General features: G+C 52.7%; 19 protein-coding genes. 10 read left to right on the top strand and 9 right to left on the bottom strand.

All coding sequences use genetic code 11. The features are described 5' to 3' along the window. The first annotated feature begins 11 nt into the window (after positions 1–11). Entirely contained in the window at positions 12–2,423 is a 2,412-nt protein-coding gene (locus B5526_RS08265) for a polysaccharide biosynthesis tyrosine autokinase (protein ID WP_079537763.1), read from the top strand. 33 nt (positions 2,424–2,456) lie between these two features. Beyond that, positions 2,457–3,191: a hypothetical protein gene (locus B5526_RS08260; protein WP_079537762.1), complete on the top strand. Its 735-nt coding sequence runs from the start codon at positions 2,457–2,459 to the stop codon at positions 3,189–3,191. A gap of 26 nt (positions 3,192–3,217) precedes the next feature. Here B5526_RS08260 and B5526_RS08255 read toward each other — a convergent pair whose 3' ends face one another. Genes B5526_RS08255 through B5526_RS08245 form a run of 3 tightly spaced genes read right to left on the bottom strand, consistent with a single transcriptional unit; the run spans position 3,218 to position 6,994 of the window. After that, positions 3,218–4,414, bottom strand: coding sequence for a glycosyltransferase family 2 protein (locus B5526_RS08255; RefSeq protein WP_154071203.1), 1,197 nt, complete (start codon positions 4,412–4,414; stop codon positions 3,218–3,220). A 9-nt stretch (positions 4,415–4,423) separates the two neighbouring features. Next, positions 4,424–5,641: a glycosyltransferase family 4 protein gene (locus B5526_RS08250; RefSeq protein ID WP_197688424.1), complete on the bottom strand. Its 1,218-nt coding sequence runs from the start codon at positions 5,639–5,641 to the stop codon at positions 4,424–4,426. Between the two features lie 15 nt (positions 5,642–5,656). Next, positions 5,657–6,994 carry an oligosaccharide flippase family protein gene (locus B5526_RS08245; protein WP_079537760.1) on the bottom strand — a complete coding sequence of 446 codons (1,338 nt, stop codon included), beginning with the start codon at positions 6,992–6,994 and terminating at the stop codon, positions 5,657–5,659. A gap of 351 nt (positions 6,995–7,345) precedes the next feature. Between B5526_RS08245 and B5526_RS08240 the strand changes: the two genes are divergently transcribed. Together B5526_RS08240 and B5526_RS08235 are read left to right on the top strand one after the other, a co-directional pair. Then, a complete protein-coding gene (locus B5526_RS08240) occupies positions 7,346–8,596 on the top strand; it encodes an O-antigen ligase family protein (RefSeq protein WP_172842004.1) in 1,251 nt (416 codons plus the stop codon). 12 nt (positions 8,597–8,608) lie between these two features. Next, positions 8,609–9,541, top strand: coding sequence for a hypothetical protein (locus B5526_RS08235; protein WP_154071202.1), 933 nt, complete (start codon positions 8,609–8,611; stop codon positions 9,539–9,541). Here B5526_RS08235 and B5526_RS08230 read toward each other — a convergent pair. Continuing rightward, a complete protein-coding gene (locus B5526_RS08230; RefSeq protein WP_079537757.1) occupies positions 9,511–10,290 on the bottom strand; it encodes a WecB/TagA/CpsF family glycosyltransferase in 780 nt (259 codons plus the stop codon). The two genes, B5526_RS08235 and B5526_RS08230, sit on opposite strands and share 31 nt — an antisense overlap. Before the next feature lie 45 nt (positions 10,291–10,335). Continuing rightward, positions 10,336–11,679, bottom strand: a complete 1,344-nt coding sequence (locus tag B5526_RS08225; protein WP_433994643.1) for an undecaprenyl-phosphate glucose phosphotransferase — start codon at positions 11,677–11,679, stop codon at positions 10,336–10,338. A gap of 673 nt (positions 11,680–12,352) precedes the next feature. On the opposite strand from B5526_RS08225, the gene B5526_RS08215 reads away from it, so the two are divergent. Then, a complete protein-coding gene (locus B5526_RS08215) occupies positions 12,353–13,489 on the top strand; it encodes an acyltransferase family protein (protein ID WP_079537754.1) in 1,137 nt (378 codons plus the stop codon). A gap of 28 nt (positions 13,490–13,517) precedes the next feature. Continuing rightward, a complete protein-coding gene (locus tag B5526_RS08210) occupies positions 13,518–14,663 on the top strand; it encodes an acyltransferase family protein (protein ID WP_079537753.1) in 1,146 nt (381 codons plus the stop codon). 40 nt (positions 14,664–14,703) lie between these two features. Here B5526_RS08210 and B5526_RS08205 read toward each other — a convergent pair whose 3' ends face one another. Next, positions 14,704–15,726: an acyltransferase family protein gene (locus tag B5526_RS08205; protein WP_172842003.1), complete on the bottom strand. Its 1,023-nt coding sequence runs from the start codon at positions 15,724–15,726 to the stop codon at positions 14,704–14,706. An 892-nt stretch (positions 15,727–16,618) separates the two neighbouring features. Here B5526_RS08205 and B5526_RS08200 point away from each other — a divergent pair. Continuing rightward, on the top strand, positions 16,619–18,541 hold the full coding sequence (locus B5526_RS08200; protein ID WP_079537751.1) for an acyltransferase family protein: 1,923 nt from the start codon (positions 16,619–16,621) through the stop codon (positions 18,539–18,541). Between the two features lie 188 nt (positions 18,542–18,729). On the opposite strand, the gene B5526_RS37480 is transcribed toward B5526_RS08200, so the two are convergent. Beyond that, on the bottom strand, positions 18,730–18,876 hold the full coding sequence (locus tag B5526_RS37480) for a hypothetical protein (RefSeq protein WP_154071201.1): 147 nt from the start codon (positions 18,874–18,876) through the stop codon (positions 18,730–18,732). 345 nt (positions 18,877–19,221) lie between these two features. Between B5526_RS37480 and B5526_RS08190 the strand changes: the two genes are divergently transcribed. Further along, entirely contained in the window at positions 19,222–20,187 is a 966-nt protein-coding gene (locus tag B5526_RS08190) for an FkbM family methyltransferase (protein WP_079537749.1), read from the top strand. A 74-nt stretch (positions 20,188–20,261) separates the two neighbouring features. Here the strand turns inward: B5526_RS08190 and B5526_RS08185 are convergent, their stop codons facing one another. After that, positions 20,262–21,053 carry an FkbM family methyltransferase gene (locus tag B5526_RS08185; RefSeq protein ID WP_172842002.1) on the bottom strand — a complete coding sequence of 264 codons (792 nt, stop codon included), beginning with the start codon at positions 21,051–21,053 and terminating at the stop codon, positions 20,262–20,264. A 438-nt stretch (positions 21,054–21,491) separates the two neighbouring features. Here B5526_RS08185 and B5526_RS08180 point away from each other — a divergent pair, with 438 nt between their 5' ends. Both B5526_RS08180 and B5526_RS08175 read left to right on the top strand, forming a co-directional pair. After that, complete coding sequence (locus B5526_RS08180) at positions 21,492–22,502, top strand: DUF4124 domain-containing protein (protein WP_154071200.1); 1,011 nt, start codon at positions 21,492–21,494, stop codon at positions 22,500–22,502. Positions 22,503–22,846: 344 nt separating this feature from the next. Then, positions 22,847–24,481 carry an FAD-dependent oxidoreductase gene (locus B5526_RS08175; protein WP_079537746.1) on the top strand — a complete coding sequence of 545 codons (1,635 nt, stop codon included), beginning with the start codon at positions 22,847–22,849 and terminating at the stop codon, positions 24,479–24,481. Positions 24,482–24,573: 92 nt separating this feature from the next. Here B5526_RS08175 and B5526_RS08170 read toward each other — a convergent pair whose 3' ends face one another. After that, positions 24,574–25,443, bottom strand: a complete 870-nt coding sequence (locus B5526_RS08170) for a glycosyltransferase (protein ID WP_079537745.1) — start codon at positions 25,441–25,443, stop codon at positions 24,574–24,576. Positions 25,444–25,773: the final 330 nt, after the last annotated feature.

The following is a 25,773-nucleotide window of genomic DNA, read 5'->3' as shown; positions in this document are numbered from 1 at the left end:
ATGAACCGAATATGGATGCACCGACAACATTTTCGCTTCGTTCTGCGCATTCTCAGGAACCAATCGAGGACTCGTCTCTAAACCTGGCCAGCATCATCGGGCTGGTGACGACGTTCATTCGACGGCAATTGTCGATCTTTGTGTTCGTGATCATCTGTTGTCTTACGCTTGGGATGATCTATCTGTTCACGACCCCGTCGCGTTACACCGCCCATGCAATGCTGCTGATCGACTCGAGCAAGGTGCGCTTGCTCCAGCAGCAGGGTCCGGCCGGCGACACGCCCGTCGATACCGCACAAGTCGAGACCCAGGTTGAAATCCTCAAGTCCGAGAATATCGGCTTGTCGGTTATCAAGGATTTGCACCTGACCAGCGATCCCGAGTTTGTCGGGTCAGGCCCGGGCCTGATCGGAGGAATGCTCAATCAATTCGTGGCGACACCGGCAAAGTCGGACACTCAACTGGAGCGCTCCAGTGTGGGTGCGTTTCTCAGAAGCCGGAACATCACCCGAGTAGGCAGGACTTACGTTCTCGATATCGGCTACTCCTCGTTGAGCGCCAAGAAATCGGCGGAAGTCGCGAATGCCATTGCCGACGCCTATGTCGTCGATCAGTTAGAGGCCAAATATCAGGCGACACGCCGTGCGGGCGCCTGGCTTCAGGATCGCATCAAGGAGTTGCGACAGCAGGCCCTGGATGCGGATCGGTTGGTCCAGCAATACAAGGAAAAGAACAAGATCATCGACGTCGCCGGCGGAACTTCAACCAACGGGACGCGGCTCTTGGGCGAACAGCAGCTCTCGGAACTGAATACTCAGCTCAGTAACGCCAAGGCAGGCGCCGCGGAGGCAAAGGCGCGGTACGACCGGATGGTCGACGTCATGAAGAAGGATATTCCTGACGCGAGCTTTAACGACTCTCTGCACAGCGATGTTATCAACCGGCTGCGCAGCAATTATCTGGACCTCGCCGCCAAGGAAGCCATCTGGTCTGCGCGTTACGGCGCCAATCACCTGGCGGCAGTCAACCTTCGGACGCAAATGAACGAGTTGCGCCGGTCGATCAATGACGAACTTGGACGAATAGCTGAAAGCTTCAAGAACGAATATGAGGTTTCGAAGAGCCGTGTAGACAGCCTTGAGGGCAGTCTTAACGGTCTAATCAGCGACGCTCAGGTCGTCAATCGCGACCGCCTGGGGCTGCGCGAGCTCGAAAGCAACGCGCAGGTCTATCACACGATTTACGACAACTTCCTGCAACGATATATGGAAGTCATTCAGCAGCAATCCTTCCCGATAACGGAAGCGCGGGTCATCAGCGCTGCCACGCCTCCTCTTCAGCGCAGCAGCCCCTCGACAATGCTGGTGCTGGGGCTAGCCGGCCTTGCCGGCCTCGCGATGAGCATTGGAATCGGGATCTTGCGCGAGGCGATCGATCAGGTGTTCCGCACCGCCAAGCAGGTTGAGGACGCCTTGAAGACGAATTGTCTTGCGGTTTTGCCCAAGTTGTCCTTGTTCGGGGCCGAGGAGCCGTCGGCCGCAACGCTTGGTCAAATGATCGGAAAACCAAAGGGCATCGGCGCGGTAGGCTTGGAATTGGCGTCTAAGTTTGGGCTTGCACGGCAACCGACAGCTAAGCGAAATCTACCGGTTGTGAAGGAAAATCAAAGGAAATCGGTCGAAGACGGCCAACTGCTGATTGCGACCGACCGCGCGCTTCTTCTTCGCGATGTCGTCGAAGAGCCACTTTCGCATTTCGCCGAAGGATTTCGTTCGATCAAGGTTGCCGCGGACATAAATGGATTTGTCGGATCAAATAAGATCATTGGAGTGACGTCGGTTCTTCCCAATGAGGGGAAGACGACGGTTGCCGCCAACCTCGCCGAGGCAATAGCGCACGCCGGCAAAACCGTGATTTTGATTGACGGTGACCTTCGCAATCCGACGCTCTCGCGATTGCTCAGTCCGAGCGCGCGATCCGGATTGCTGGAAGTGTTGAGCAATATCAGAACTGCTGACGAAGTCATTTACAGGGATGACGTTACCGGATTGGCGTTTATGCCGGCGGTATTGAAGTCGAGGTTCGCCCACACCAACGAAATCCTGTCGTCGGAGGAATTCAAGAATTTAATCGAGAAATTGCGAAAGCAATACGACTACATCATCGTGGACTTTCCCCCAGTGGCGCCCGTTGTCGATGTCAGGGCCGGCGCTCACGTTATGGATTCGTTTGTTTGCGTCGTGGAATGGGGGCGCACCAATATCAGCCTGGTGCAGCGCCATCTGCTGGGAACGCCGGAGATATACAGCCGCCTGCTCGGAGTGGTTTTGAATAAAGCTGATTTGAGAGCCGTCGATCGCTATGAGTGGAGCTATGGTAAGGCGAGCTACGGCCAATACTACGGCCATTACGGCTATTCGTAGGAAAGATGATCTGATCGTCTGGTTGTTAATAATATGTTTTTTCGGGTTTTGATTTCCGCCTTTGCAGTCTGCGCGATTGGTTGGGCAATCTCGGTCTTGCCCTTCTTTTTTTCCGAGATGGCAATCGCGAGGACAGCCGACCGGGTGATGTTGGGAGATGCCTTCCCTCTCAGCACGCTTGATGCCGTTTTGCAGGACGGCGGGGGGGATGCACCGAAGCGACTGCGGTCAGCGACGCTTGCGAAAGTCGCCATCATTCAGCTGAGAATTGCGGAGCTGACGGTTTCGAAAATGGGAGCGGCAAGAGCTGGCCGTGCCTTGACCGTCGCAAAGCAGTCGATTCTTGATGCCTTGAAAGAATCGCCGAGTGAATCGTTCTTATGGCTTTCGCTGGTTTGGCTCGATACCAACCAATCCAACCAGCTTCGCTATCTGCGGCAATCCTACAAATATGGTCCCAACGAGGGCTGGATTGCGGTGCGGCGAATCTGGTTTGCCCTCAAGATGTTTGATCAGCTGCCGGCTGACCTGGCTGATTGCGCCACGGCCGAGTTCGTTGACCTGATCAGGTCGCACCAATATTCGGATGCCGCGGAAATCATTGCCGGCCCCGGCTGGCCGATACGCGAATTGCTGTTGAAAAAAACGAAAGATGTCGACGACGTCGATCGAAATGTATTTGCGAAATTTCTGAGAGAGAAAGGCCTGGACGAATTGGTCGTGCCAAATACGGAACCTGCCTGGAATCGGCCCTGGCAGCGAGGTTGAACGTCCTCCTGGAGCCGCTCCGCGATTTATCCGGAGTTATCCTCCCTCCTTTCTGTTCTGACCCACTTCTGCTGGGGCCGCGTAATGAAGCTCCAAAGCATCGAAATCGTCTTCATCACCTGCTTGAAAGATAACAGCAGATCTCTGCCGGATACAATGTCCCTGCCGTGGAAAAACCAAGTAAGCAGAATAAGCAGAACGAATGCGGGAAAAAAGGTGATCGCAATCTTTGCAAGGACGCCACCGGCTCCAACAAGAATTGCCACACTCGCGAGGCCTGACATCAGTGCCGTAATCGCCAACATAAGACCCAATGGCGGAATGCTGAAGTCGATCGCGAGAGCGAGAAGTCTGAAGTCAGCGCTACTTAAAGCTTTGAGGAAAAGCTTTGGCGCATACTCAACCAACGACGAAAAATATCCATGTTGCCACCGCGTTTGTTGAGTAGCCATGCCACTTTCGGACTCAGGAAAATCACTATCGCACCTTGCGTTCGAGCAAAAAAGCGTTGGGAATCCTTGGAGCGAAAGTTCGATGGCGAGTCTCAAATCCTCGGTTATGCTACCGGTTGCCAAATTCGATCGGCGGATCAAATTCCAGGGAAGAGCCATTGCGGTGCCCATTAGCATGCACGGTATCCCGAACCGGGCACCACCGCCTGGTCTCACGGCGCCCTTGATCTTATACGTAAACTCTGCCGCGCGCGCCGCTGCAGTTTGAATTGATGCGTGTATCAAATACCGTCCTTGAACAGGGCGCCCGCTACCCGTCACCAAATTCACGAGGCGACTAACGCAACCGGGAGCCGCGATACAGTCGGAATCCATGAAAATGATGACGTCGGGGACTGCGCCGGACTCGATGTACTTGATGCCGAAGTCGAGCGCGTATCCCTTGCCGACATGGACCTGATCGGTCCGCTCGATCGTCTCTGCGCCAGCGGACGCAGCTATTTGCGCCGTCTCGTCCGAGCAGTTATCGGCCACCACTATTAAGCGGTCGGTTGGGTTGAGCTGCGATTGTATTGCCTTGATGGCATGTGCGATGCCGCCCCTTTCATTATGTGCGGGCATGACAACCGCGCAGTTGGCTTGATGAGTGGCGTCTTCGCCGACGCCATTATCAGGTAGCAAACTGCCACCAACTTGAATTGCGAGAAAGATTAGTTGCAGCGTAACGATGGAGACGCAGATCACGGCCACCGCGGTTAGCAAAGGATACACGTTGTTCTCCTACGCCGATTGAACCATCGAGCGAAGCAACGCCGCCAAATTGGCCGCGCTCTTGTCAATTATATGAAATTCGGCACAGCGGGACTTCGCTTGTTGGCCGAGCTGATCGATTGTTTCGGACGACGCCATCAAGCATTCTCGAAGAGCCGAAGCCGTTTCTTCGACGGAACTCGGCGGGTAAACCCAACCCTCCTGGCCGTTGCGCACCAATTCCGGAATGCCTGCGACGGAGGATGTCAGCACTGGTCTTGCCATCGCCATCGCCTCCATGAGGACAACGGGCAAACCCTCTGCAAAACTGGATAGCACCAGCGCCCTAGAATGTTCGATTTCCTTCCGAACCGAATCATTGCTCACCCATCCAGTCACTACGACATTAGATCGGAGATTGAGCCTATCGATCGAATGCTCGATCTCGTCACGAAGCTCGCCATCGCCGGCAAGCACGAGTTGGATCGGACGGCCTTCTTTAACAAGGAGCGCGACCGCCTGGAGCAAGATAAGCTGCCCCTTCTGCCTCGAAAGCCTTCCGACCGAGACGAAGCGGTTTTGGTTTAGCGATGCTGCGCGCACCTCGGAAAAGTAGCGCGTTTCAAGGCCACACCGGATCACGTGAACTTTTGACCAATCGCTCTGGTCCGCCCAACGCAATAGCTGGCTCTTCGTGTAGAAGCTTATTGCCGCAACGAAACGGGCATATTGGATTTTCTTGCGCAGGCCGAGGAACTCGGGGCAGTCAAATTCATCGGGACCGTGCACTGTAAAGCTATATGTCAGATTTCCAACAATGGAGGCGAGCGTCGCGACCTCCGCTGGATTTGTTCCGAAGTGCGCGTGAACATGGTTGATAGTGTGCTGTTCGCAATAGCGCGCGAGAGTGCACGCTTCAGCGAGATAGATCAGGTGATAAAACCGAGGGCGATCAGTTTTTTGCGCAAACCTAATCGCCTCAGAGAGGGCTCTGAAGAAACGAAGAGGTCGAGATATCGCCAATGTCAGGACGTCTTTGGCGATTTTCGCAAAGCCAATTCCCAAAATATAAAACGTCAAAGTCCTTTCGTGCAGATCGAGATCGTCTACTAACGGCTCTTTCCATCCACGGATAGCGACCCTATCGATAGATATTCCAAGACCTTCCAGCGCGGAGATCTCGCGCCGAATAAATGTATGACTCACCTTGGGATATTGATTGATCAGATAGGCGATCTTCATCAGCATGCGGTCCGTCGGGTGTTATTGCGCGATCGCGACATGAGAGTTGCCTTTGTCGAATTGTTCTGACTTGATTATAACATACCAAAAGAACAAAGCGTTTGTAACCGATCCTGTGATGGCAAAGAGCGCAATAGGCACTATTGGCGGGAGGTCCGCAAACAGGGTTATCGACAGCGAACCCAATTTTAGAATCGTACTCGCGATCTCGAATATGAGATAAGTGCCTTGCATGTTCAGAATTGGAACTGCTGACAATCCTGACCTGAGAACGAGCGTCGTGAACGTCAGCAACGACAACCATTGGGAGTATTCGCCTGCCTCCAACCATCGGGCGCCGAATACCAACTGGAAGAGGAATGGGCCGGCCAGAGCGACAGCCCCGAGAGGGATAATGCTGACCGCGCCCAGAGCGCCGGCGGCCTTGAGTATCAGAAGTTTGGTCTGTTCGCCTTTATGTGATGCATCTACCAGGCGAGGGAAGAAAACGTCGTTGATTGCCTTTGTTAAGAGTTGGGTCGGCGAACCTAAAACGGAATTACTGAGGGTGAAGAAGCCAGCAGCAGCGGGCCCGTGGAAGTAGGCGAGGATAAGCAGGGGAAGGCTCAGCGAGACCGCGCTGATAAGCGACTGGGGGGCACGATACAATGGAAAATCGAGATAGCGGATTGCTGTAGCGCTAATTGCCTTAAGTGGGGCAGGGGCCGGCCACCAGGAGCGAGACGAGTTGGAATTCAGAGCCAGTCCAAGCAGCACCGCGTTGATGGGAACTGCGAGCAGTGAAACCAGCACGAGTGAGAAGCTACTCGGGGAAAAAATGCCCGCGCCAATTTTAGCAGCGCTGCTCACGGCCGCTTGAATAATGCTAATTTGAGCTGTTTGGCGATAGCGCCGTTCTCTGATCATGCATTGTTGCGCGACCTGAAAAACCGCCTCAAACACGATCACCAGCGGTACGAGGTATAGAAGGCTTTGAACGGATTCCAGCCAATTCCCGGTGCTATAAGTGTCGAACAAGACGATAGCGACGAGCGAGATGATTGAAACAACCGCAGAGATGAGGAGGCTGAGCCAAACAACAGCGGCGGATTCTTCGTCGTGCTTCGGAAGCACTATGGCAGCCGAATATGTTAAAGTGGCTATCGGACCTATTAATCCCAGCAACGCCATAAATGTGCCTAGAGCGCCAAAGGCTGCCGGGCTGAACAATCTGGAAATTACGGGTGAAAGCGCAACTGTTATCAGCTGAGCCAGCGCGGCGCCGGTCAATACAACTGCAACATTGCGGAAGAATTGCCGTCTGAGAGAGACCTCGACAATTTGACGGCCAAAGCGGTTCAGCGTTGCGGCTATTTGCATTCAAGATCCGGATCTCTACGAACTGCTTACCGTCGGCCGCGTATCCGGGGCCGATCCCAGGGCGAGAATAGGGAACGCCCCGACATCACCCGATAGATTCACATAGCATGCCAAATTCGGCCGATCTATGCGTTCAAAGGGCCGGCAATCGCGAGTTCAGCATGAGTGCGATTCCGATCAACTATGGGTTTTGCCGTGCAAAGATTAACGGGAGACAGGACGTTCTATAATTCTGATGCTAACCCCTCGGACTTGGAATATGGCGGCAGTTTGAGGCCAAGGTGTTTTGCGAAATTGCGATGAAAAACGCCGGTTTCTATGTTAAACTTGGGCGAAACTCAGGAATTTTCGATGTGGAATTTAATCCTTGGTCTGCTGCTGGTGCGGGCAACTCTCGACAGTTTTCTTGGTGATTTTCGAGTCGAAGTGGCTGGGATCGACTTTAGTCCTGGCGTCATACTTAATGTGCTGGTTTTGGCTCTGTTCGCCACCTTGGTATATAAAAATAGTTCTAGGGCAATGTTCCCGAGCCTTGTTTGGGGACCCTTTTTGCTGCTGGTCGCAATTTCGATTGCACATACGCCGGACAAAATTGGAGCATTAAAGCTTTACGGAGCGCAACTCACTTACTTTGCCTTTTTCTCGTTTCCTTTTCTGCTGCCAAACACGTCCACACGAAACGACAGTATCGCCGATGTTTTGTTAATGTCGTCGATTGCTCCATTTGCGTTCGGCGTCTATGAGCTGGCAACCGGGTTCAATGGAGATTTCCGAGCGCAATCCACCTTTCCTCACTCGAATATATTCGCTTTTTATCTCCTGATATTAATAAGCGGAATCCTATACAAGTTTTATAACCAGCGGGTGCGACAATCCGTCGGTGCTTCAAGCGTGTATGTCGGCTTACTATTGATAGCGGTGGCGTATCTATTGCTTACGCAGACCAGAAGCGCATGGATCGCGTTTGCCGCAATGTTCGGAGTAGCGGCTCTGTTCCTTGACAGGCGATTATTATTGGCAACTTTGCTGGTTCCCACCCTGCTTTCCGTTCCGGCGGTCCAAAACCGCCTAACAGATGTCAGCAGCAGTAACGATCTGGCCGCAGGCGAGCAACAGAGCTCTTACGCCTGGCGACAACTTCTTTGGGAACAAGCCTTCGATGATCTGGAAGGTAGCGCCGCTTTTGGAAAGGGGCTCGGTTCCTTTCACATAAATTCGGCTACGTTTTCAGATTCTGCAGTTCTCGAGGAAGGCACCACCGAGGCGCACAGTGCCTACGTTCAGACCATCTACGAAAACGGCTGGACCGGACTGGCCGCGTATCTTTTTATCTATGCTGCCTGCATAGTCACACTAGTAAAGTTGCGGCGCTTCGCTCAACAGGAAGCGATTATCGGAATCGTCGCAATTGTTGGAATGTTGATCGTCAATTACTCCGATAACACCCCGTATTATCTATCCTATAATTGGTATGCTTGGAGTTTTGTGGCTTTCATCATATGTAAGTGCCGATCGATCCAGGCGATGCATCTTGCCACGAAGCCTCAGTTCTTTGCGCAAGGAGTTGGTAATCGCTCAAATCTGCAGCAGCTTCGTACCTGACGGATAGCACCAATGGGTAAAAGTAATCTCGGTTTTCTGACGATAGCGATTGGGCATGAAAGATACTTACGGCAAGCAGAGATTTTATCACTATCGCTGCGAAGAAACATGCCCGGTGTTCCCTTGGCGATCGTTACAGATAACGATCGTCTAGCAGCATCCGCCGACGTAATCGTTCCGCCCTTGAGCGGAATTCCGGTCGGCGTTCTGCAGAAAGCATATCTGGATCAGTATACGCCGTTCCAAGAGACGCTTTTTATCGATTCGGATTGTATCGCTACCCGTCCTTTCCCTAATGAGTTAGAGCAAATTCGTAAGTTCGAGTTCACTCCAGCAATGGAGAAGTTCACGGCGCTGAACGGCACAGATGAATATATAGATAACCTCTCCGAAGCCCTGAAGTTAGTCGGCGGAGAGCAATTTCCAAAATTCAACGGAGGGATCTATTTCTTTAGGAAGGGAGAGCTGTCTTCTTCCGTTTTTCGGATCGCCCGGGAGATCCATAGCGACTATCGGAAATACGGAATCAAGGCGTTTGATAAATCGGGCCCCGGAGAAGAAACAGTCTTCGCGCTGGCACTTGCCAAACTGGGCATGTTTGATTTGTACCACGACAACGGCAATTTGATGCGAACTCCAACGGGGCTGAAGGGGAAAATATCAATTGAGCCGCTGGGTGGTGGATGCACCTTTGAACGATATGATGGCGTGGTATCACCCGCGATATGTCATTTTGCCGGACCATATTTGTTTAGTCCGGAATACAGGCTGGCCGCCTATTCCTTGACGAACAATGTTTCTATCAAAGATATCGATTTCCGAACTCGTGCCTCGGCGCAATTTGCATCCATCATCGATCGAACGAAAAAGTACCTGGAGTACAAAATCCACGGTGTGAAGAAGCGCTTGCGCCCTCAGTTCGCTCGATGGGCATTCAATCGGTAGCGGCCAAACGATGCGCTGCCGTTCAGTCGGAATGTTACGAATGAGCTCAATTTTGTGAACAAGAAAAGCGAATCGTAAAGGTAGCGTTTTCTGGTATGGGCCTCGTGAAAGAAGCGGAATGCCCATTCCATGCCGAGATTTCTCAAAGTTTCAGACGATCGTTTTTTTTCGCCTGTCAGGAAATGCAGAGCGGATCCGCAGCAGAGTATGGACATGTTTTTTTCGGTCGCGCGCTTAAGCTGAGCCGCAAAAATTTCGCTTTGAGGCGCACCCGTACAAACCAGAACAATATCCGGATTGAACTCGAGGACACGCTTAACCAACATTAGCCGCTCCTGGTGCCGCAGGATATATCCCATGCTCGGTTGAACGAATGAGAACGCCAAGCCGGGGAACGCCTTCGTTATTTCCGACTTTACGTTTTCCGTGAAGCCGACGACACATACTCTTGACGAAGGATTTAACTGCCCCAGAAATGTGGGCACGATATCCGAGCCAGGAGCGCATAAGGCATTTCCGCGCAAGAAGTACTTATCCAAAAACCTGCTGTCGTTCACGATCAAGTCGGCAGATGCATAGGCTCTTCGGAACGCCGGTGTGCGCCAAAGCAGCCGCAAATGGTCGAGGTTTGGGGTTACCAGCAACAGCGGACCACCCTCCGGCCTTGCTGTCTGTTTCAGAAGGCTGTCGAGGGAACCATTGAAAAGCCGCACGTCGGTCGGCGTTGCTGACTGCATTGTGAAGCGCATTTCTAATTCCTCAGCCGGCTTTGACTGCCGTGCGATCCGATCACGTCAATAGGCATCGGCGTGAATCAAACTCACCGCGATCGTTCTCACCGCGATTTTGGCGTCCAGAATGATGTTCCAGTTGTTGATGTACCAAATGTCATGCTCGACCCGGCGCTGCATGAGATCGACCGTACGCGTCTCTCCGCGAAGCCCGTTGACCTGCGCCCAGCCGGTGATGCCGGGTTTGACGTGATGCCGGAACGCATAGTTGGCGATCAGCTTTTCGTACTCGGAATTATGCGCCGATGCATGCGGCCGCGGACCGACGATCGACATGTCGCCGATCAGCACATTGAACAGCTGCGGAAGCTCGTCGATGCTGGACTTTCGCAAAAATCGTCCAACCGCGGTGATACGAGGATCGTCACGGGTTGCTTGCTTGATGCTGGCGCCGTTTTCGAGCACCCGCATGGTCCGAAACTTGAAGATGCCGAATGGCCGGCCGTTAAAGCCGTTGCGGGTCTGGCGGAAAAATACCGGCCCCCGCGAGTCGAGCTTGATCAGCAAAGCCGTCATCACCATGATCGGCAGAAGCAGGACGATCGCAACCGAGGCAACGGCAACGTCGAACGAACGTTTCAGCCATTGCTCCATCCGTGTCAGCGGAGGACGCCTGACTTCCGCAGTCCAGCTGCTTCCGATGGCCACCACGGGATTTCGCAGATAGCGAGCTGTGCTTTCATCGGGGACCAGGTGCACTGAAACCGGCAGAACGGTCAGTGCGTCGAGCAGCAGGTCGATGGCACGGCGATTGGTCCAGCTGAACAGCAGATAGATTTCGCCGATCTGTCGTTCTCGAACGGTGGAGATGACGTCCGCGAGCTTTTCCCGCAGCGCCGAGGTGATGCCCGGCCCGGAGAGTTCATAGGTCGAAATCTCGAATGTTTTGACCGACCGATAGCCGAATTGCCGCATCTCCCGGAGCGGCGCCGAGGATAACGAGTATCCCTGCTCGGCAATGATCACGATCTCCCGCCGCACGAACCAGCTGTTGGCGACGGCCCGAGAAATCACACCGGCGACCAAAAGCCGGGAGCACAGGATGCTCAAGACACCACCCGCAAAAAACGCGATGACGCCGCCGCGCGAGAAATCAGAACTGACCTTCATCGTGAAGCCGGCGAGCGCCAATGCGCCGAACACAGCTCCCCAAACCGAGATGGTCTCGCGAAACTGAACGGCGATCTGGGTCAATCGCCTGAGGCGGTAATTCTTGCGGGCCGCCATGATGGCGATGAAGTTCAACGTCGCCAGCAACGCGACACCCACGGTTGTACCGCCTAGGCTTACACCCGCGAAGATTGAATAGCCGGCCAGGCACGCATAGCTCGCCAGCATCAGGACAATTAAATCTGATATTATGACCGCGACCTCGATCCAGCGAGGTCTAATAAATCCTGAACTCCGCGCATTCAGCGCGCTGGAGATATTTCCGCTATGTGTTGGAACATCAAGCGTTTTAGCCCGACTCGGAACGACAGCCATTGCGTCTACCCGCAATTGTCAAATCAGTTACTTCAATATTTAATATAAAACTACGTTTTGTGCATTGCAATAACTTTATTTGCATTTAATTTCAGCGATTAAATTTGGGCGGATTTGGGGACTTGAAATACGGCCCGCGGCGAGGGAACGTGTCGATGCAGGGAATACGGACGGAGGGGAAAATGATCGTTGTGTTAGCCGTGCTCGTTGAGCTGTTTCTGGTGCCGCAATTGGCGGTTGCAGCGCCCGTCGCCTGGAACGGTTTCGAGCAGGCCAAAGCTGCCACGGCTAGTCCGGTTTCGTTTTGGGGGCGCCCGTTTCCATACGGATACACCGGATGGGGGCCGTGCGTTCGATACGAACGACTGGAAACCGAGCGCGGAATCATTTTCCGGCGGGTGTGGATCTGCAGCCCATCGGAGGCACGGCGCCGTTCAATCTAAAAAGTGCGACCCGCGCGAGCCTGCCGAAAACACGGGAATGCGGAAAATATCATCCTCAGCCGTGGGGGACATGACAGAGCGAGGTTAGCCAAGTGCCCAGCGCGGATAAGCCGACGATCGCGTCCTTACAAATCCTTCGGTTCATTGCTGCCTTAATCGTTGTTCTGGATCATTGTGGGTTCGTCGGCGCAAGCGTCGCCGAACGACTCGGCGTTCAATTTCATTTTCCAATGTTTCCAGGAAGATTGGGCGTCGATGTCTTCTTCGTCATCAGCGGCTTTATCATGGTGTATATTTCGTCCGAGGGAGACGGTTGGAGCTCGAGCCCGAAAGACTTTTTCGCAAACCGACTTAGCAGAATCGTTCCGATCTATCTTATCGCAACGTCTTTTTACGTCGCGCTCTTCTTCGCATCCGGAAACTTCAATCGGTGGCCGCCACTCCAGTACCTGACAAGCGCGCTTTTTGTTCCGTATTTCGACCATGTCACGAATCTGCCTCAGCCTATTCTCAGCCAGGGCTGGACACTTGATTTCGAGATGTTTTTCTATTCTCTCTTTGCATTCGCTCTGTTTTTGCCGCGCCGTCGCGGATTGGCATTTCTGAGTGCGATGTTTGTGGGGCTTGTCGTTGTCGGAAAAATCTGGGACCTCGCGTCAGGCACTCCCTTCGTGCTGACGCCAGCGCCGGTGCAACCGGAGTTCGTCATCCCCCGATTTTGGATGCATCCCATTATTCTTGAATTCCTGGCGGGAGCACTACTCGCGTTGGCGAGAGAACGTCTGATCGCGACGAACCGCTTTCGAGATTTTTCTTATCCGGTTGCGCTGTCGGCATGCTTGATGATCGCGTTTGTTTATCTTGCGAACCAGACCGACAGCATGACTACCGGCATGTCTTTGGTGAGATTTCTGTGCGCGGTAAGCGTCGTCGCAATTTGTACGTTAACTCACGATCCCGCGCCGCTAACGCGGGCTCGAGCCCTTTTTGTGCTGTTGGGGAATGCCTCCTATAGTCTTTATCTGTTTCATCCCCACGTGCTGTTTTTCATGAGCTCAATATGGAAGCGCATTGGGCCCTCTCTAGGCATGCATATTTTCGTCCCGATCGGAGTTGTCGCCTCAATAGGCGTGAGCGTTCTCACATATTACTTTTTGGAGAAAAGAATCGCGAGTTTCCTCCGATCGGCCTCTAAAAATAAGCGGATGCTACAAGGGCGAAGCGCCTGAGGGCGCTGCCAGTATTGGTGAAACGTAAATGAAACCGCACACTTATTATTTTGGACTCGATATTGTCAGGTTTATCGCAGCCTTGCTGGTCCTGTCTTTTCATTTCGGTTTCTGGTCGTGGGCAGAAACCGAGCCGACTGCCGGAGCGCTGATGGGTGCGGCCCGGTTCGAATATCTTGGACCATTCACTTGGTTCGGTGCGGTCGGAGTGCACATTTTTTTTGTTATTTCCGGGTTTGTAATTGCATCTTCTGCTAGCGGAGCAACTGCGGGAGAGTTTTTGCGGGGCCGCTTTCTTCGCCTTTATCCAGCGGCTTGGATTTGCGCGACGACCACTCTAGTCTTCTCCATCGCGCTTCTAGGATTTACACCGGCTTCACTATTCGAGCCTTATCTAAGGTCTATTTCACTCTGGTTGTGGGGTCCGTGGATCGACGCTTCGTATTGGACCCTTCCCATTGAAATCTGCTTTTACACCTTGATTTTCGGTGTATTGGTATTTCGTCGGTTCGACAGTATCCATTGGATCGCGCTGCTACTCACCACCGCAAGCGGCATATTTGTTACATGCACTTATCTCAACATCCCCCTTCGAAGCGACGTTGCGATAATAAATTTTGTCTTGAGAAATCAACACTTGTTTCTCCTGCAGTATGGCTGTTTCTTTGCTCTCGGACTTTGGATGTGGCTATCGTTGCAGCGAAACGATCCATTTATTTGGATTGGCTTTTCTCTGGCCTTAGCGACCTGTTTCTTGGAGATTATTGGCAACTTTAGCAACACCATCGCAAAAACTCATGCCATCAGTAGCTACTTTTCGGGTACCCCGGCCGTGCCGCTCTCGGTTTGGGGAATTGCTGTTGGTGCGATGCTTGTTACGACGCGTTACGTTGCGCCTCTGACTCCGAAATCCAAAGGCCTCCTTCTAGTCTTCCGCAAAGTTGGCTTGATGACTTACCCTCTATATTTGCTTCACGAAATAATCGGTGTGGGGTTGATACGTATTCTAGTGAACCTCGGGCTTCTTCCGATTGTCGCCTTGATTTTGGCAACGTCAGCTATGGTAGCCGCGAGCTTTATCGTCTCGAGTGTGCTTGAGCCCACTGTCAGGAATTGGGTAAAATATCTGTGGCCGACTAACTCCACGCCGGCCGCCGGGCTTCTGTCGAGCTGACGGAGCGCCGGCGCCGCCGCGCGCTCATGCTAATCGCGCTCTACGACGACTTTACCGGTATAGCTATCAATTTCGAAAAATTAGAGACGGGCCTCTCTAAGAGGGCATAGACGAGTGTGCCGCCGGCCAAGGCCAACGCGCTTCCGATCGTTGAGTAGATCGCGATCTCCGAATTAAATCCCTGAATCAGCCCAGCTCTCTTCACGATCAAATTGAACACGAGAAGGGTGATTATGTGGGACAGGTATATCGAATAGGACGCGTTCCCCAAGAGCAGAAAGAGTTTGGTCGGCTTTCTTGCGGCCGGCGCCTCAACTGAAAGTGCTCCAACCAGGATCAGCGCCGCCGGCGCGCCCCACAGAAGGGTCCTCGCTAGAAGGCTGTATGGAATATTCCATACCGTCCAGATTAAGGTTGCCAGGCCAATGCACAGCAATCCGGTTCCAAACGATATCGAAGGAATGGCCTTTCGCTCGTAGAGTTCGCCTACCGCACAGCCGGCCATAAATTCCAAAAGCAGCGGACTGGTATAGGTGAACGATGGTCCGCTTTTGAAATCAAAAACAAGGCCTAACGCTACCAAAGCGGACAGGCAACCAACCACGCCAATAAACTGTGATTTCCTTGGAAGGAAAAGCGCAAAAGCGAACACGCAATAGAAGAACATCTCGTACATCAGCGTCCATCCAAGAAAATAGAAAGCAGATGTTTTTTGCCCCAGATCCTCTTCAAACCAAGGGACGAAAAAAAGTGATCTCATTACATCCAGAGTTGACACCGGACTGTGCTTGCTAGCGAGGGTGATCCCCAGAAACACTAAGGTGAATATCCAATAAAGCGGGACAATACGAACGATCCGGTGCCAAATGAAATCCAGCGGCGCCGTTTCTCTTCGCCTCGTCGTAGTCCACATAATGAACCCGCTGATGACGAAAAATAGATCTACGCCGGCTTCTCCGACCGTTCCTGGGTGGCCACGGCCGGCATCAATATAGGCCGGACCTACGAAATGATGAACGACAACGGCTGTCGCGGCTAGCGCACGCAAATACTGAACTGTCACTATTGGATGCACAAAGAGCCGCCCTGGATCGCGTCCCGGATACCTCGCACCTGGCCGATATTTGGTCAAGGAGCAATAACAGCCGCGAGTAGTTAGTAAACTATACGAGAGATAGCTTCCCCTCCCGCTCTGCTTGCGAAAGACGTGCACAGTAAACGCGCAAGATGCAGCTATTTTCGTCAGCCGGCTTAAATGTCAGCCGCTCTCTCCACCTGCGCATAAAATGCAGGAAGCATATAGCGGCGGAACTACTTTCACCAAGCTTAGTTGATTTGCTTAACGCGCTTTACGGTAAGCCGAACCGAGCCCCCGAAAAAGTTCAGCTTCCGTGTCCACCCACAAGGCGGGTTTCTCGAAACCGACGAAGATTTCGTCAATACATCATCCACGGTTCAATTCCGGACATTCGGCCGAATAGAATTAATATCGATACCGGCGCCTATGCGACGGGTAACCTGACCCTCTTGGGAAGCAGGATGCTGCGCTCTGAATTCAGTGCGCGAGAGTTGAAATGATCATGTTGGAACAGATGCGATTATGAAACTTGCCGCAACCTTGCGGTGGGTGCCGCAGATGGCGCGGAGGTATCGAAACTTTCGCGCCGATATAATGTGTCCGTCACCTGTTGATTTTTCAAACGGCTCCTCGAACGCTTAAAAATGTCTCACCTCCCTGACGCTATAAAGGGCAAACCGGCAGATTTACTTGATATCAGGACTGCTATTCGGGGGATTTACTGAAAGGTTGCCTCGCGCCATAATTCGGCTAAAGATTAAAACCAAATGCGCCGCAGCTGCGTCCAAAAGCAGATGCGTCCAAAAAATGCAAATGTGAGATCTGGATCAGTCTAATTTTCTACGTTGCGTCGAAAAAAGGGAGCGCCGAGCCTTCGATGAAATACCGCCCCGATATTGACGGGTTGCGTGCTGTAGCCGTTTTGCCGGTCGTTTTTTTTCACGCTGGTGTTCCGAACTTTTCGGGCGGTTTCGTGGGCGTCGACGTCTTTTTCGTGATATCCGGTTACGTAATAACCAGGCAGTTGAAGGACGACCTAGCGGAACGCACATTTTCAATTGCAAAATTTTACGAGCGACGGATCCGGCGAATTTTCCCTGCGCTGTTTTTCACCGTTGCGTTGACCTGGGCTATTTCCGTTCTCATCCTCTTGCCCGGCGAATTGGTTGATTTCTCAAAGAGCGCCGCATCGTTGGCGTTCTTCAGTTCCAATCTCTATTTCTGGCGGACATCAGGTTATTTCGACGCCTCGTCTTTGCTCAGACCGCTGCTTCACACCTGGACGCTTTGTCTCGAAGAGCAGTATTATATCTTCATGCCGATTGCGATGTATGTCGGTCATCGGTGGTTCAAATCGAAATGGGCACTTCTCTTCCTACCAGTGGCATTGGCTTCTTTCGCGCTAAGCGTGCTGCTGACCAGCCGCGCTCCGGCCGCGAATTTTTTTCTTCTTCCGACCAGAGCCTGGGAGTTGTTGCTGGGAGCGATTCTGATTTTGTGTCCGCCCCGCCAGGTGCCCCAGCGCCTAGTCGAAATTGCCGCCGCTGTTGGCATCGCATTGATCGCGTATGCCGTAGTTGCATTCAGTGATTTTACGCCGTTTCCAGGTGCAAACGCCCTTTTTCCGTGTCTGGGCGCTGCGATATTGCTTCATACTGGAGCGGAGCATTCTACGTTCGTTGGAAGATGGCTATCCTGCCGGCCGGCGGTTTGGATCGGCCTGATTTCTTATTCTCTGTATCTGGTCCATTGGCCGATTACCGTTTTTGCACGGTATTACTTGTTGCGGGATCCCGGTGGGTACGAGATAGTTTGTATCGTCTTGCTGAGCTTAGTTTTGGCTGTTTTTTCCTGGAGGGTAATCGAGTCTCCCTTTCGAAAAGCATGGCCCGAAGGGCGCCGCACGTTGGTTTTCGGAACATCGATTGCGGCTCTTGCCGCCACTTTTCTGGCTGGCGTTGCCGGAGTTGCTTCGAATGGATTTCCATTTCGATTCCCCGACTATGCTGAACAAAAGATCGCAGGCTACGAGCAGTGGGGCGAGGGCGTTTGCTTCTTGCTGGCAACGCAAAGCTACGAAAATTGGAACTCGAAACAATGCGTTCTGACGAGCGGTAATTCCAAAAATCTCTTGCTATGGGGCGATTCTTTTGCCGCTCATTACGTGCCCGGGCTGATCTCGAACCAAGAAGCTATTGCTGCCAATGTCATTCAATATACCGCGGCTGGTTGTCCGCCCATTCTATCCTACTATTCCTTTAAGCTTCCGAATTGCCAGACGTTCAATCGACACGCGCTCGAGTTGATCGAAAAATACGACGTTAAATACGTCGTCATGAGTGCAAGATGGGATTTGTTGGCGAGCCGCGGCGAACTCGGTCTGCAAAATACCATCTCAGCCATCCGAGCAATGGGCGCCGAAGTCGTGGTTATCGCGCAATCGCCTGAGTTTTCCATGGATGTGCAGTCACTCGCCTATCGAACAAGGGGGTCAATGAAGCGCGACGTGTCTTCGTGGAAGGTCTTCGAAGAAAATCCCCTGATTGCGGAAAGTGTTCGGAGCGAGGCCCGTCAAGCCACTCTCATCGAACCGATGGGCGCGCTCTGCAGCGGCTCGCTATGCCCGTTCAAAATGGGAGATGAGTACCTTTATCTTGATTATGGTCATTTCTCTTCCAAAGGAAGCGACCAGGCGGTGAGACTTTATTTCCCACTAATCGACAGGTCCGCACCCAATTCTGAGCCAAGAAACGACCGTGATTTGACAGGCAGTGCTAGCGCTGGGGCTACTCTTAGGTAGAGTTGCGCCCGGGGCTCGGTAACCGTGCATTGGTGTCAACGGTTTGGAATTTCCCGGCAACGCTGCAGCAGAGAGCCATACTGTGGGGGGTACCTTCCGCCCTAATTGTGTTTGGGGCTCTGTCAATGGAGCCCATCGTCCGGGGAATTCCCTCACGCATATTGCTCTTACTCGGGAACGCGTCCTATTCAATCTATCTTTCGCACATAATTTTCTTGCTTATGTTCAATTTGGCAATTCAAAGGATGAAACTTTTTGACGATATCAGGATCCTTGTTGCGATCTATCTGATCGTCGGAAGCGCCGGCGCGGTGATTGGCGGTATCCTTGTTCACAAACTTATCGAACGGCCAATTCTCCGCAGCATCAGATGGATTTTGCCAGCGCCAGCACTATCCGCCGCAAAATCATGGTTGGCACGATAGGACCTAAACTCATTTCGAGCATGTCATCGTTTTTGCGATTTTGGAGTCTTTAACGCGCGATGTGATTTAACTTGCACGTTGACGGCGCCGTGTATGCTCCTTTTTCAATCATTGTGCGCGCTCGAGTAGCACCGGTGGCTTGGCGCGACTGCCGCAACATATTCCCGCCGAAATAATGCTATTGCATTCGCGAGATAAGGTGGAAGCAGGTTCCCCTGGGTAAAATTCCTGGTACTGGTCGCCTTGGCAATCGGGATGGCTTTGGATGCCGCTCAAATTGGAGTTTGTAAAATGGCGCCGTCGTTTCCGAACGCACTTCAATCGATCGCCACTCGTGTGGTGCGACCATACGCGTTCCACGAATTGTACGGCTGGGGCGTACTTTACAAGCTGCTGATAGGACATGCCGAGCGCGATCATTTTTGGGCCGACGCTCCCCGGGTTGTTCACAAAGACAAGCGAACCGGGTACTCGACCGAACTCGATCTGTCGTGGTGGGCGGATCGTCTGACCTATTTCCTCGGCCGTTGGTACGATCTGCCGGCTCAAATGGTTCTGGATTCGCTTCTGAAACCAGGCGACCAGGTTTTGGACATCGGCGCAAACCGCGGAAGCTTCGCGCTTTATGCGTCCAAACGTATCGGCGAGACCGGTCGGGTATTGTGTTTTGAACCAAATCCTGCATGCGTTGCGATGCTCAAAAAGGCCGTTGAACAAAGCGCGATTTCGAATATCGAGGTATTCAACCTCGGTCTTTCAGATTCGAGCGGCGTTCTGTCTTTGACGATTCCCAAGATCAATTCCGGCGAAGCGACCTTCGGCGCATCGCAATATTCCAAGGATGAAACCTACTCGGTGGATGTCGATGTCGTGCGCGGAGACAGTATCGTCTCCCCTGTGGTCTCTCATTTCATAAAGATCGACGTGGAGGGCTTCGAGCCGCGGGTATTAAGAGGTCTTGCCGCGACAATAGCGAGAAATCGGCCGCTAATTCTTACCGAAATGGTCTCCTCTCACTTGGCGCGCTGTGGATCTTCGATTGGGGAACTGGTCCAGTTGATGACATCGCAAAACTATCAGGGTTTCGAAATCGGCCTTTCGAAGGATCACCATGATTGGACTCTCACTCGTCTCACCAATCAAGTTGATTGTGACGTTCTGTGGATTCCAGACGGAAGGATGGCAGGTGAGCTACAGGGGCGGATCAACAGACCGGCGTAAAGTGTGAGAACCCTTTGCGTCTTCAGTTAAGGCGTCGTCAGTTAAGGTCAGCTGGCCTCCTTCTTTGGGGGGATTTAGCTGAGCTTCCGTTTTTGCCGCGACCAAAGATTATCATACGTATCCGGCGTCATCATGATCGCGTTATCGCCAATCTGAGACCCCTCCACTATGTCGTCTCCATCGAGACGGTACTCCGAATAATTCAGTCCTTTAAGGATTTCTCGAACCTCATTCATTCCTACGTCGCGTTCCACCATAATAACGGGCTTATAGCGCTCTACGGTCTTAACCGCGCCTCGTAGAACCCTTCCCTCGGTTCCTTGAACGTCAATCTTGATCATGGCAGGAGCTAAATCTTCGTTGTCTAATTGTCTGACCCGGCAGCTTTCTTCATTTATCGTGAGTTGCTCTGGGTCGAACCCGAAAACGGCCTGTGTCGATAGCCATTTCGATGCACTTGCACGGTCCAATGAAGATAACCCATGGTAAACATAGCCTCGATATATGGGGGTATAAATCGTGAAACTGCCGGCCGTGTCGGAGAGACCTACATCTCTAATCTCTACCAGCTGGTCGTCTCCGTAAATTCGTTTTAGCCGGCGAACAAGGCTCGGTTGCGGCTCAAAAGACACTATACGAATATCTGGACGAATTGTTCTGGCCGACTCAATGCTCTGTCCCCGGTTTGCGCCAACATCGACAAAAACCTTGCCATCAAAGTCTATGCTTTTCAGAATGCGGAAATCGCTCTCGTGCGGAATCCGGAAAACTCTACGTACTAACGTTTGGGCGTCTTCTTTTACCGATTGCAACGCGGGAACATAGCATTGCAACGTCCTTATCGCTTTAACTATTTCGCTTTTCATGGACTTCATCCAAATTGGAAGCGGAGCGGTTCGAACCTTATCGCAGATATCGGCGGCAACGGCGACACAGCCGCTTTCAAAGGATGTAAAGTAACGCCCCCTGCACTTTTAATGCCAGAGCGAAAGCTTGGGCTCTGACGGTTTTTCGCCGACATTTGAGGTGCTTCACTCCAGAGCGAAATGTCGGCTCCGAAGGGGGGCGGCCGGCCGGGCGCAGCAGCTAGGTCCAAGGTCGAGCGGAAGCCATCCAGTTGTCATAGTTCGGCCCAGAATTATGTGGTGTCTTTGCGAACCTGCGCAGGCTAGCGTCACCCGTCACGGTGTTTGCGAGATGAAATCGAAGGTGCGTGTGCAGCCAGCACGTCAATAGGAAGAGCTTCGGTGCACTAACCTCAATGGCTCTTGCTACCCAAACCCCATCGTCGGACGGGAGGACTAATGGCTTTATTGCCATCACGGTACGCTAAATTTGCCATGCTGGGCATATGCGCCATTATGCCGGTCCCGCCCGTTGCGTTAGCGCAATCGGTGCCAAAGGTACCGGCTCAAGTATTCTCGCCGGAAAGCTTTTGGTACAAGCCACTGCCGCCCGACGCGCCAATTCACCCCAATTCGAACCTGTTCGTGCGCGAATTCCTCCGGCAGAAGCGATCCTATTACGGTACGGTTTCGATCAACACGGTCAAGTATGCCAGCCCAGTCTATGTCGCGGACGAAAACACGCAAGGCGTGGTGGTGCGACCGTGGGACTGCCAAAAAAAAGGAAGTATTGATCCGAGTCTTGCTGAAAAGTGGAAGTCAGTCCCCATTCCAGCCTATGCGCAGCCGGCAGATGGAACCGACGCGGAAATGACGGTCTATAGACCCGCCACGGACCAGATCTGGGAATTCTGGGTGGCCCGAAAGATCGACGGAGCCTGGGAGGCGTGCTGGGGAGGGAGGATGGATAAGGCCTCTGGTAATCCAGGTATTTGGCCCTTTCCATATGGGACAACCGCGACCGGATTGCCCTTCCTGGGCGGACAATTAAGTATCGACGAACTAATGAAGAAAAAGATCAATCACGTGATGGGCATCTCGCTGGTGAAAGCGGTAAAGGCGTCGGTTGTGTCATGGCCGGCAAATCGTTCCGACGGCGACGCAGAAAATGACAAGAATGGGATTCCAGAGGGGCTTCGCTTTCGTTTAGATCCTGCTGTCGACGTGGACAGTCTTAAGATGCATCCGATCGGTAAAGCGATTGCGCGCGCGGCGCAGATCTATGGCTTCGTCGTTTGGGACCAAGCGGGCTCAATCACGCTAAGGGCTGAAAACCCCAAAAGCCGGACGACCCGCAACTTGCCCGACCCGTTCGACGATATATTCGGTGCTACGCCTGCCTACGCGATCCTCGAGGGCTTTCCCTGGGATCGGCTGCAATTCTTGCCGATGGACTATGGTAAGCCATGAAATGAAGTTAAGCTTCGCATAGAGTTTGCGGCTTCAGACGTACACAACACCGAGAATCGAATTATTGTCGCCAATCTCTTACTGTGGCCGAAAAGACCTGTACGGGCGCAGCCGAAATCATCCCCGCGCCGGCGGCTTAATGGATGATTTTGAGACGCCTGGTGCAGTCATTAGGGACGGCCGCATGTTTGTTCTTGATCATTTCGACAGCGGGAATTTGTTTTGGTAACGACGCTTTCGGACAGAAATCGCAAATCAAATCTTCAGCAACTCGGTCGGCTGATAAACTCAAATGCAAGCGCATTTGTTGACTCACCGGTTGCAATGCCATTGGGAGCTGTTCGATGATTTCAACCGATCTTTCCGGACTGAACGCCGAAAGAGCGGACGTAACGGTGATTGGTTCTGGACCGGCTGGAATTACGCTGGCTCTTGAATGCGCGCGTCTCGGTAAGTCAGTGCTGTTGCTCGAAAGCGGAGGAAATGCCGCCAGCGAAGAAGCACAAAGTCTCTCGCTCGCCACGATATGTGATCGCAATACGCACGATGATATGGCGATCGCGGTAGCCCGCCGGTTTGGAGGAACATCAAATCTTTGGGGGGCGCGTTGCCAACGTCTTGATCCGATCGACTTTGCGCAACGTCCCGGTGTCGTTGAGGCGAAATGGCCAATTACGCGCGACGATATTTTACCCTTTTACGACATTGCCTGTGAATACGCTTCCTGCGGTAAGCCAGTTTTTGCGTCAGCCATCGAAAATCTAAAACTGGAAGACTCTGTAGTCGATCCCTGTCGGCTCGAGAGGTTTTCAAACCGGCCTGCGTTTCAAACGGCGCATAAGGAATCGCTTTCGTCCTCAAGGGCGCTTGATGTTCGATTGAATGCGACCGTTGTCGATTTCGAGTTGGACGAAAGTGGCCGGATCGAGAAGCTGGTCGTCGCGACACCAGATCGTAAACGTACCATTATTCCCGTAAAGACGGCCATCATCGCTTGTGGAGGTCTCGAATCGACCCGGCTTCTTCTGGCCATTCAGCGGAAGCATCCGGATATGTTCGGAGGGTTGGACGGGCCGCTGGGTCGCTACTACATGGGACATGTCATTGGCGAAATCGCCGATATTGTTTTTTCGACTGAAGAAATAGATCGCGCATATGATTTCTTCATAGATGGCAATGGATCCTACGCGCGTCGACGAATGATATTGTCGGACAAGGTCATTCTAGATGACCGACTGCTCAATTGCGCATTCTGGCCGGTTGTCCCGCCAGTTTCTGATTCAAGACACGGCTCCAGCATTTTATCCCTCGTCTATTTGGCCTTTGCGGTCGGGCCTATTGGCCGGGCCCTCGTCGCCGAAGCAATTCGGATTCGCCATGTTCCGCCCGGAGTGGCGACGCTTCCGCACATTCGTAATATTCTGCTCGATATCCCTCACGCCCTCGCATACCTTCCGGGCTTTTTCAACAGACGATATTTCGCTGAAATGCGTCTGCCGGGCTTTTTCATCCGAAATCCGGGGCGCCGCTACGGCCTGTCGTATCACCAGGAGCAGTTTCCGGATCCCGCCAGCCGAGTCCAGCTGAATGGCGAGGCTGATATGTTTGGATTGCCTCGACTGACGATCGATCTGAAGTTCAACCGCACGAATGCAGATGCATTAGTTCGTTCGCACGAGCGTCTTGAAGAATGGCTCGTTCAATCCCGTTTGGGGGCGCTACGCTATCGCTTTCCTAAGGAAGAGCTGGCGGATGCGGTACTCGCGCAAGCAAGCCATGGCACCCACCAAATTGGTACGGCGCGAATGGGTCTTGACCGTCGCACAGCAGTCGTCGATGGCGATCTTCGCACTTTCGATTCCAGCAATCTATATGTCGTAAGCTCTGCCGTGATGCCGACATCGGGGCAGGCAAATCCGACTTTAAGTGTTGTCGCACTCGCGGCGAGACTTGCCCAACATTTGGCAAGTGTTGGTTGATTGGCATGCGCGCGGCTGTAACGCCTCAATTATCGTAGCCTCAGGGCTTAGCGGAAACTGTTGAAAATCAAACGACATCGCGGCAAGACTTTTTAAGCAGACGCCAGCGCCAGTCCTTTTATCGATGACTTGAGAAGCTGCTTGAGACCGCTAGAATCAAATCCCCAACCCAGAAAGCGCCTGAAATCAGCAATGGTGGGGCGAATGCCATGATAGTCGGAAAACATCTGCAGATAGAGGCCCTGATGAGCCGCCGGCGGCAACTCGTTATATTTTGCCGAGATAATATCGAACGCCCGTCGGATGCGAGGTTCGTTCCTCGATATTCGATCGCGATTGATGGATACATCACATATGTAGGTCGGCGCATCCAGCAATCGGGCCTCGCCGAATTGCCTTAACAGACGCATGAACAAATCGAGGTCTTCCCACGCATTCAGATGTTCGTCGAAAAGGCCGGCCGAAATCAAATTGTCACGAATGCAGAAGACCTGGTTTCCAATGTAGTTGTGGTGGAACAAGTCCTCGAACTGAACATGATCTTTTCTGTCGCGGGTAACTATTCTGTTGCCGCCGCTGACAAACACGCTTTGCGAGAACAGGCAAACCGGAGGTGACGAACCGGCCGCCAATACGTTCCAATAGTCGACGAATTGGGCAATCCGGTCAGGTGTGAATTCGTCGTCGTCGTCTAGTCCGCTTATGAAAAATCCTTTGGCTGCTTTCACAGCCAGGTTTCTGGATGGGGAGGGTCCCAACGATCGCGGATTGTCGATAGCAACAAGGCGCCGATCACTTTGGCTTATTTTGTTGAGGAAGAGGGAAGTATCGTCCGTTGAGCCGTCATTGACCACGATCAACTCGATATTGCGGTAGGTTTGGCTCAGAACCGAGTCGACCGCCCGCTCCAGGAGCTGCCGACGGTTGTGCGTAGGTAGATAAATGCTTACGAGCCGGTCCATCTTGGCCTTGTGGATTTGCCTATGACATCAATGTGTTTCGAACGGCGGCTCGCATCATCCTGGCCGGAATCTTTGGGGGGCGCTCGCCGTTCGAAAATTTGCTTCCAATCGGCGAGTGTCGGCCTGACCCGATAGAATGACGAAAACATCTGCGGGAACAAAAGCTGGTGCTGTTCACGAAGGACGTCCGCATGGTTATCCCTTGATAATTTCGAATGCCGAACGAAGCAAGCGATGGTTTGTGAAGATCGATCCTTTCATTTAGGATTTGCGATTTAAAGTTGAAGACGGCGTCAGCTGCTATCGACACGGCGCCATAGCGCATGGCGC

This window comes from Bradyrhizobium lablabi, from assembly GCF_900141755.1.
Taxonomy (GTDB): domain Bacteria; phylum Pseudomonadota; class Alphaproteobacteria; order Rhizobiales; family Xanthobacteraceae; genus Bradyrhizobium; species Bradyrhizobium lablabi_A.
Note: the sequence above shows the minus strand (reverse complement) of the source record. Positions and strands in the feature narration are given on the sequence as shown.

What these genes read in the sequence shown, in the direction of transcription:
- B5526_RS08265 (WP_079537763.1), top strand. Translation starts at nt 12, where the DNA reads ATGGATGCACCGACAACATTTTCGCTTCGTTCTGCGCATTCTCAGGAA.
- B5526_RS08260 (WP_079537762.1), top strand. Translation starts at nt 2,457, where the DNA reads ATGTTTTTTCGGGTTTTGATTTCCGCCTTTGCAGTCTGCGCGATTGGT.
- B5526_RS08250 (WP_197688424.1), bottom strand. Translation starts at nt 5,641, where the DNA reads ATGCTGATGAAGATCGCCTATCTGATCAATCAATATCCCAAGGTGAGT.
- B5526_RS08245 (WP_079537760.1), bottom strand. Translation starts at nt 6,994, where the DNA reads ATGCAAATAGCCGCAACGCTGAACCGCTTTGGCCGTCAAATTGTCGAG.
- B5526_RS08240 (WP_172842004.1), top strand. Translation starts at nt 7,346, where the DNA reads ATGTGGAATTTAATCCTTGGTCTGCTGCTGGTGCGGGCAACTCTCGAC.
- B5526_RS08235 (WP_154071202.1), top strand. Translation starts at nt 8,609, where the DNA reads ATGGGTAAAAGTAATCTCGGTTTTCTGACGATAGCGATTGGGCATGAA.
- B5526_RS08230 (WP_079537757.1), bottom strand. Translation starts at nt 10,290, where the DNA reads ATGCGCTTCACAATGCAGTCAGCAACGCCGACCGACGTGCGGCTTTTC.
- B5526_RS08210 (WP_079537753.1), top strand. Translation starts at nt 13,518, where the DNA reads ATGAAACCGCACACTTATTATTTTGGACTCGATATTGTCAGGTTTATC.
- B5526_RS08200 (WP_079537751.1), top strand. Translation starts at nt 16,619, where the DNA reads ATGAAATACCGCCCCGATATTGACGGGTTGCGTGCTGTAGCCGTTTTG.
- B5526_RS08190 (WP_079537749.1), top strand. Translation starts at nt 19,222, where the DNA reads ATGGCTTTGGATGCCGCTCAAATTGGAGTTTGTAAAATGGCGCCGTCG.
- B5526_RS08185 (WP_172842002.1), bottom strand. Translation starts at nt 21,053, where the DNA reads ATGAAAAGCGAAATAGTTAAAGCGATAAGGACGTTGCAATGCTATGTT.
- B5526_RS08180 (WP_154071200.1), top strand. Translation starts at nt 21,492, where the DNA reads ATGGCTTTATTGCCATCACGGTACGCTAAATTTGCCATGCTGGGCATA.
- B5526_RS08175 (WP_079537746.1), top strand. Translation starts at nt 22,847, where the DNA reads ATGATTTCAACCGATCTTTCCGGACTGAACGCCGAAAGAGCGGACGTA.
- B5526_RS08170 (WP_079537745.1), bottom strand. Translation starts at nt 25,443, where the DNA reads ATGGACCGGCTCGTAAGCATTTATCTACCTACGCACAACCGTCGGCAG.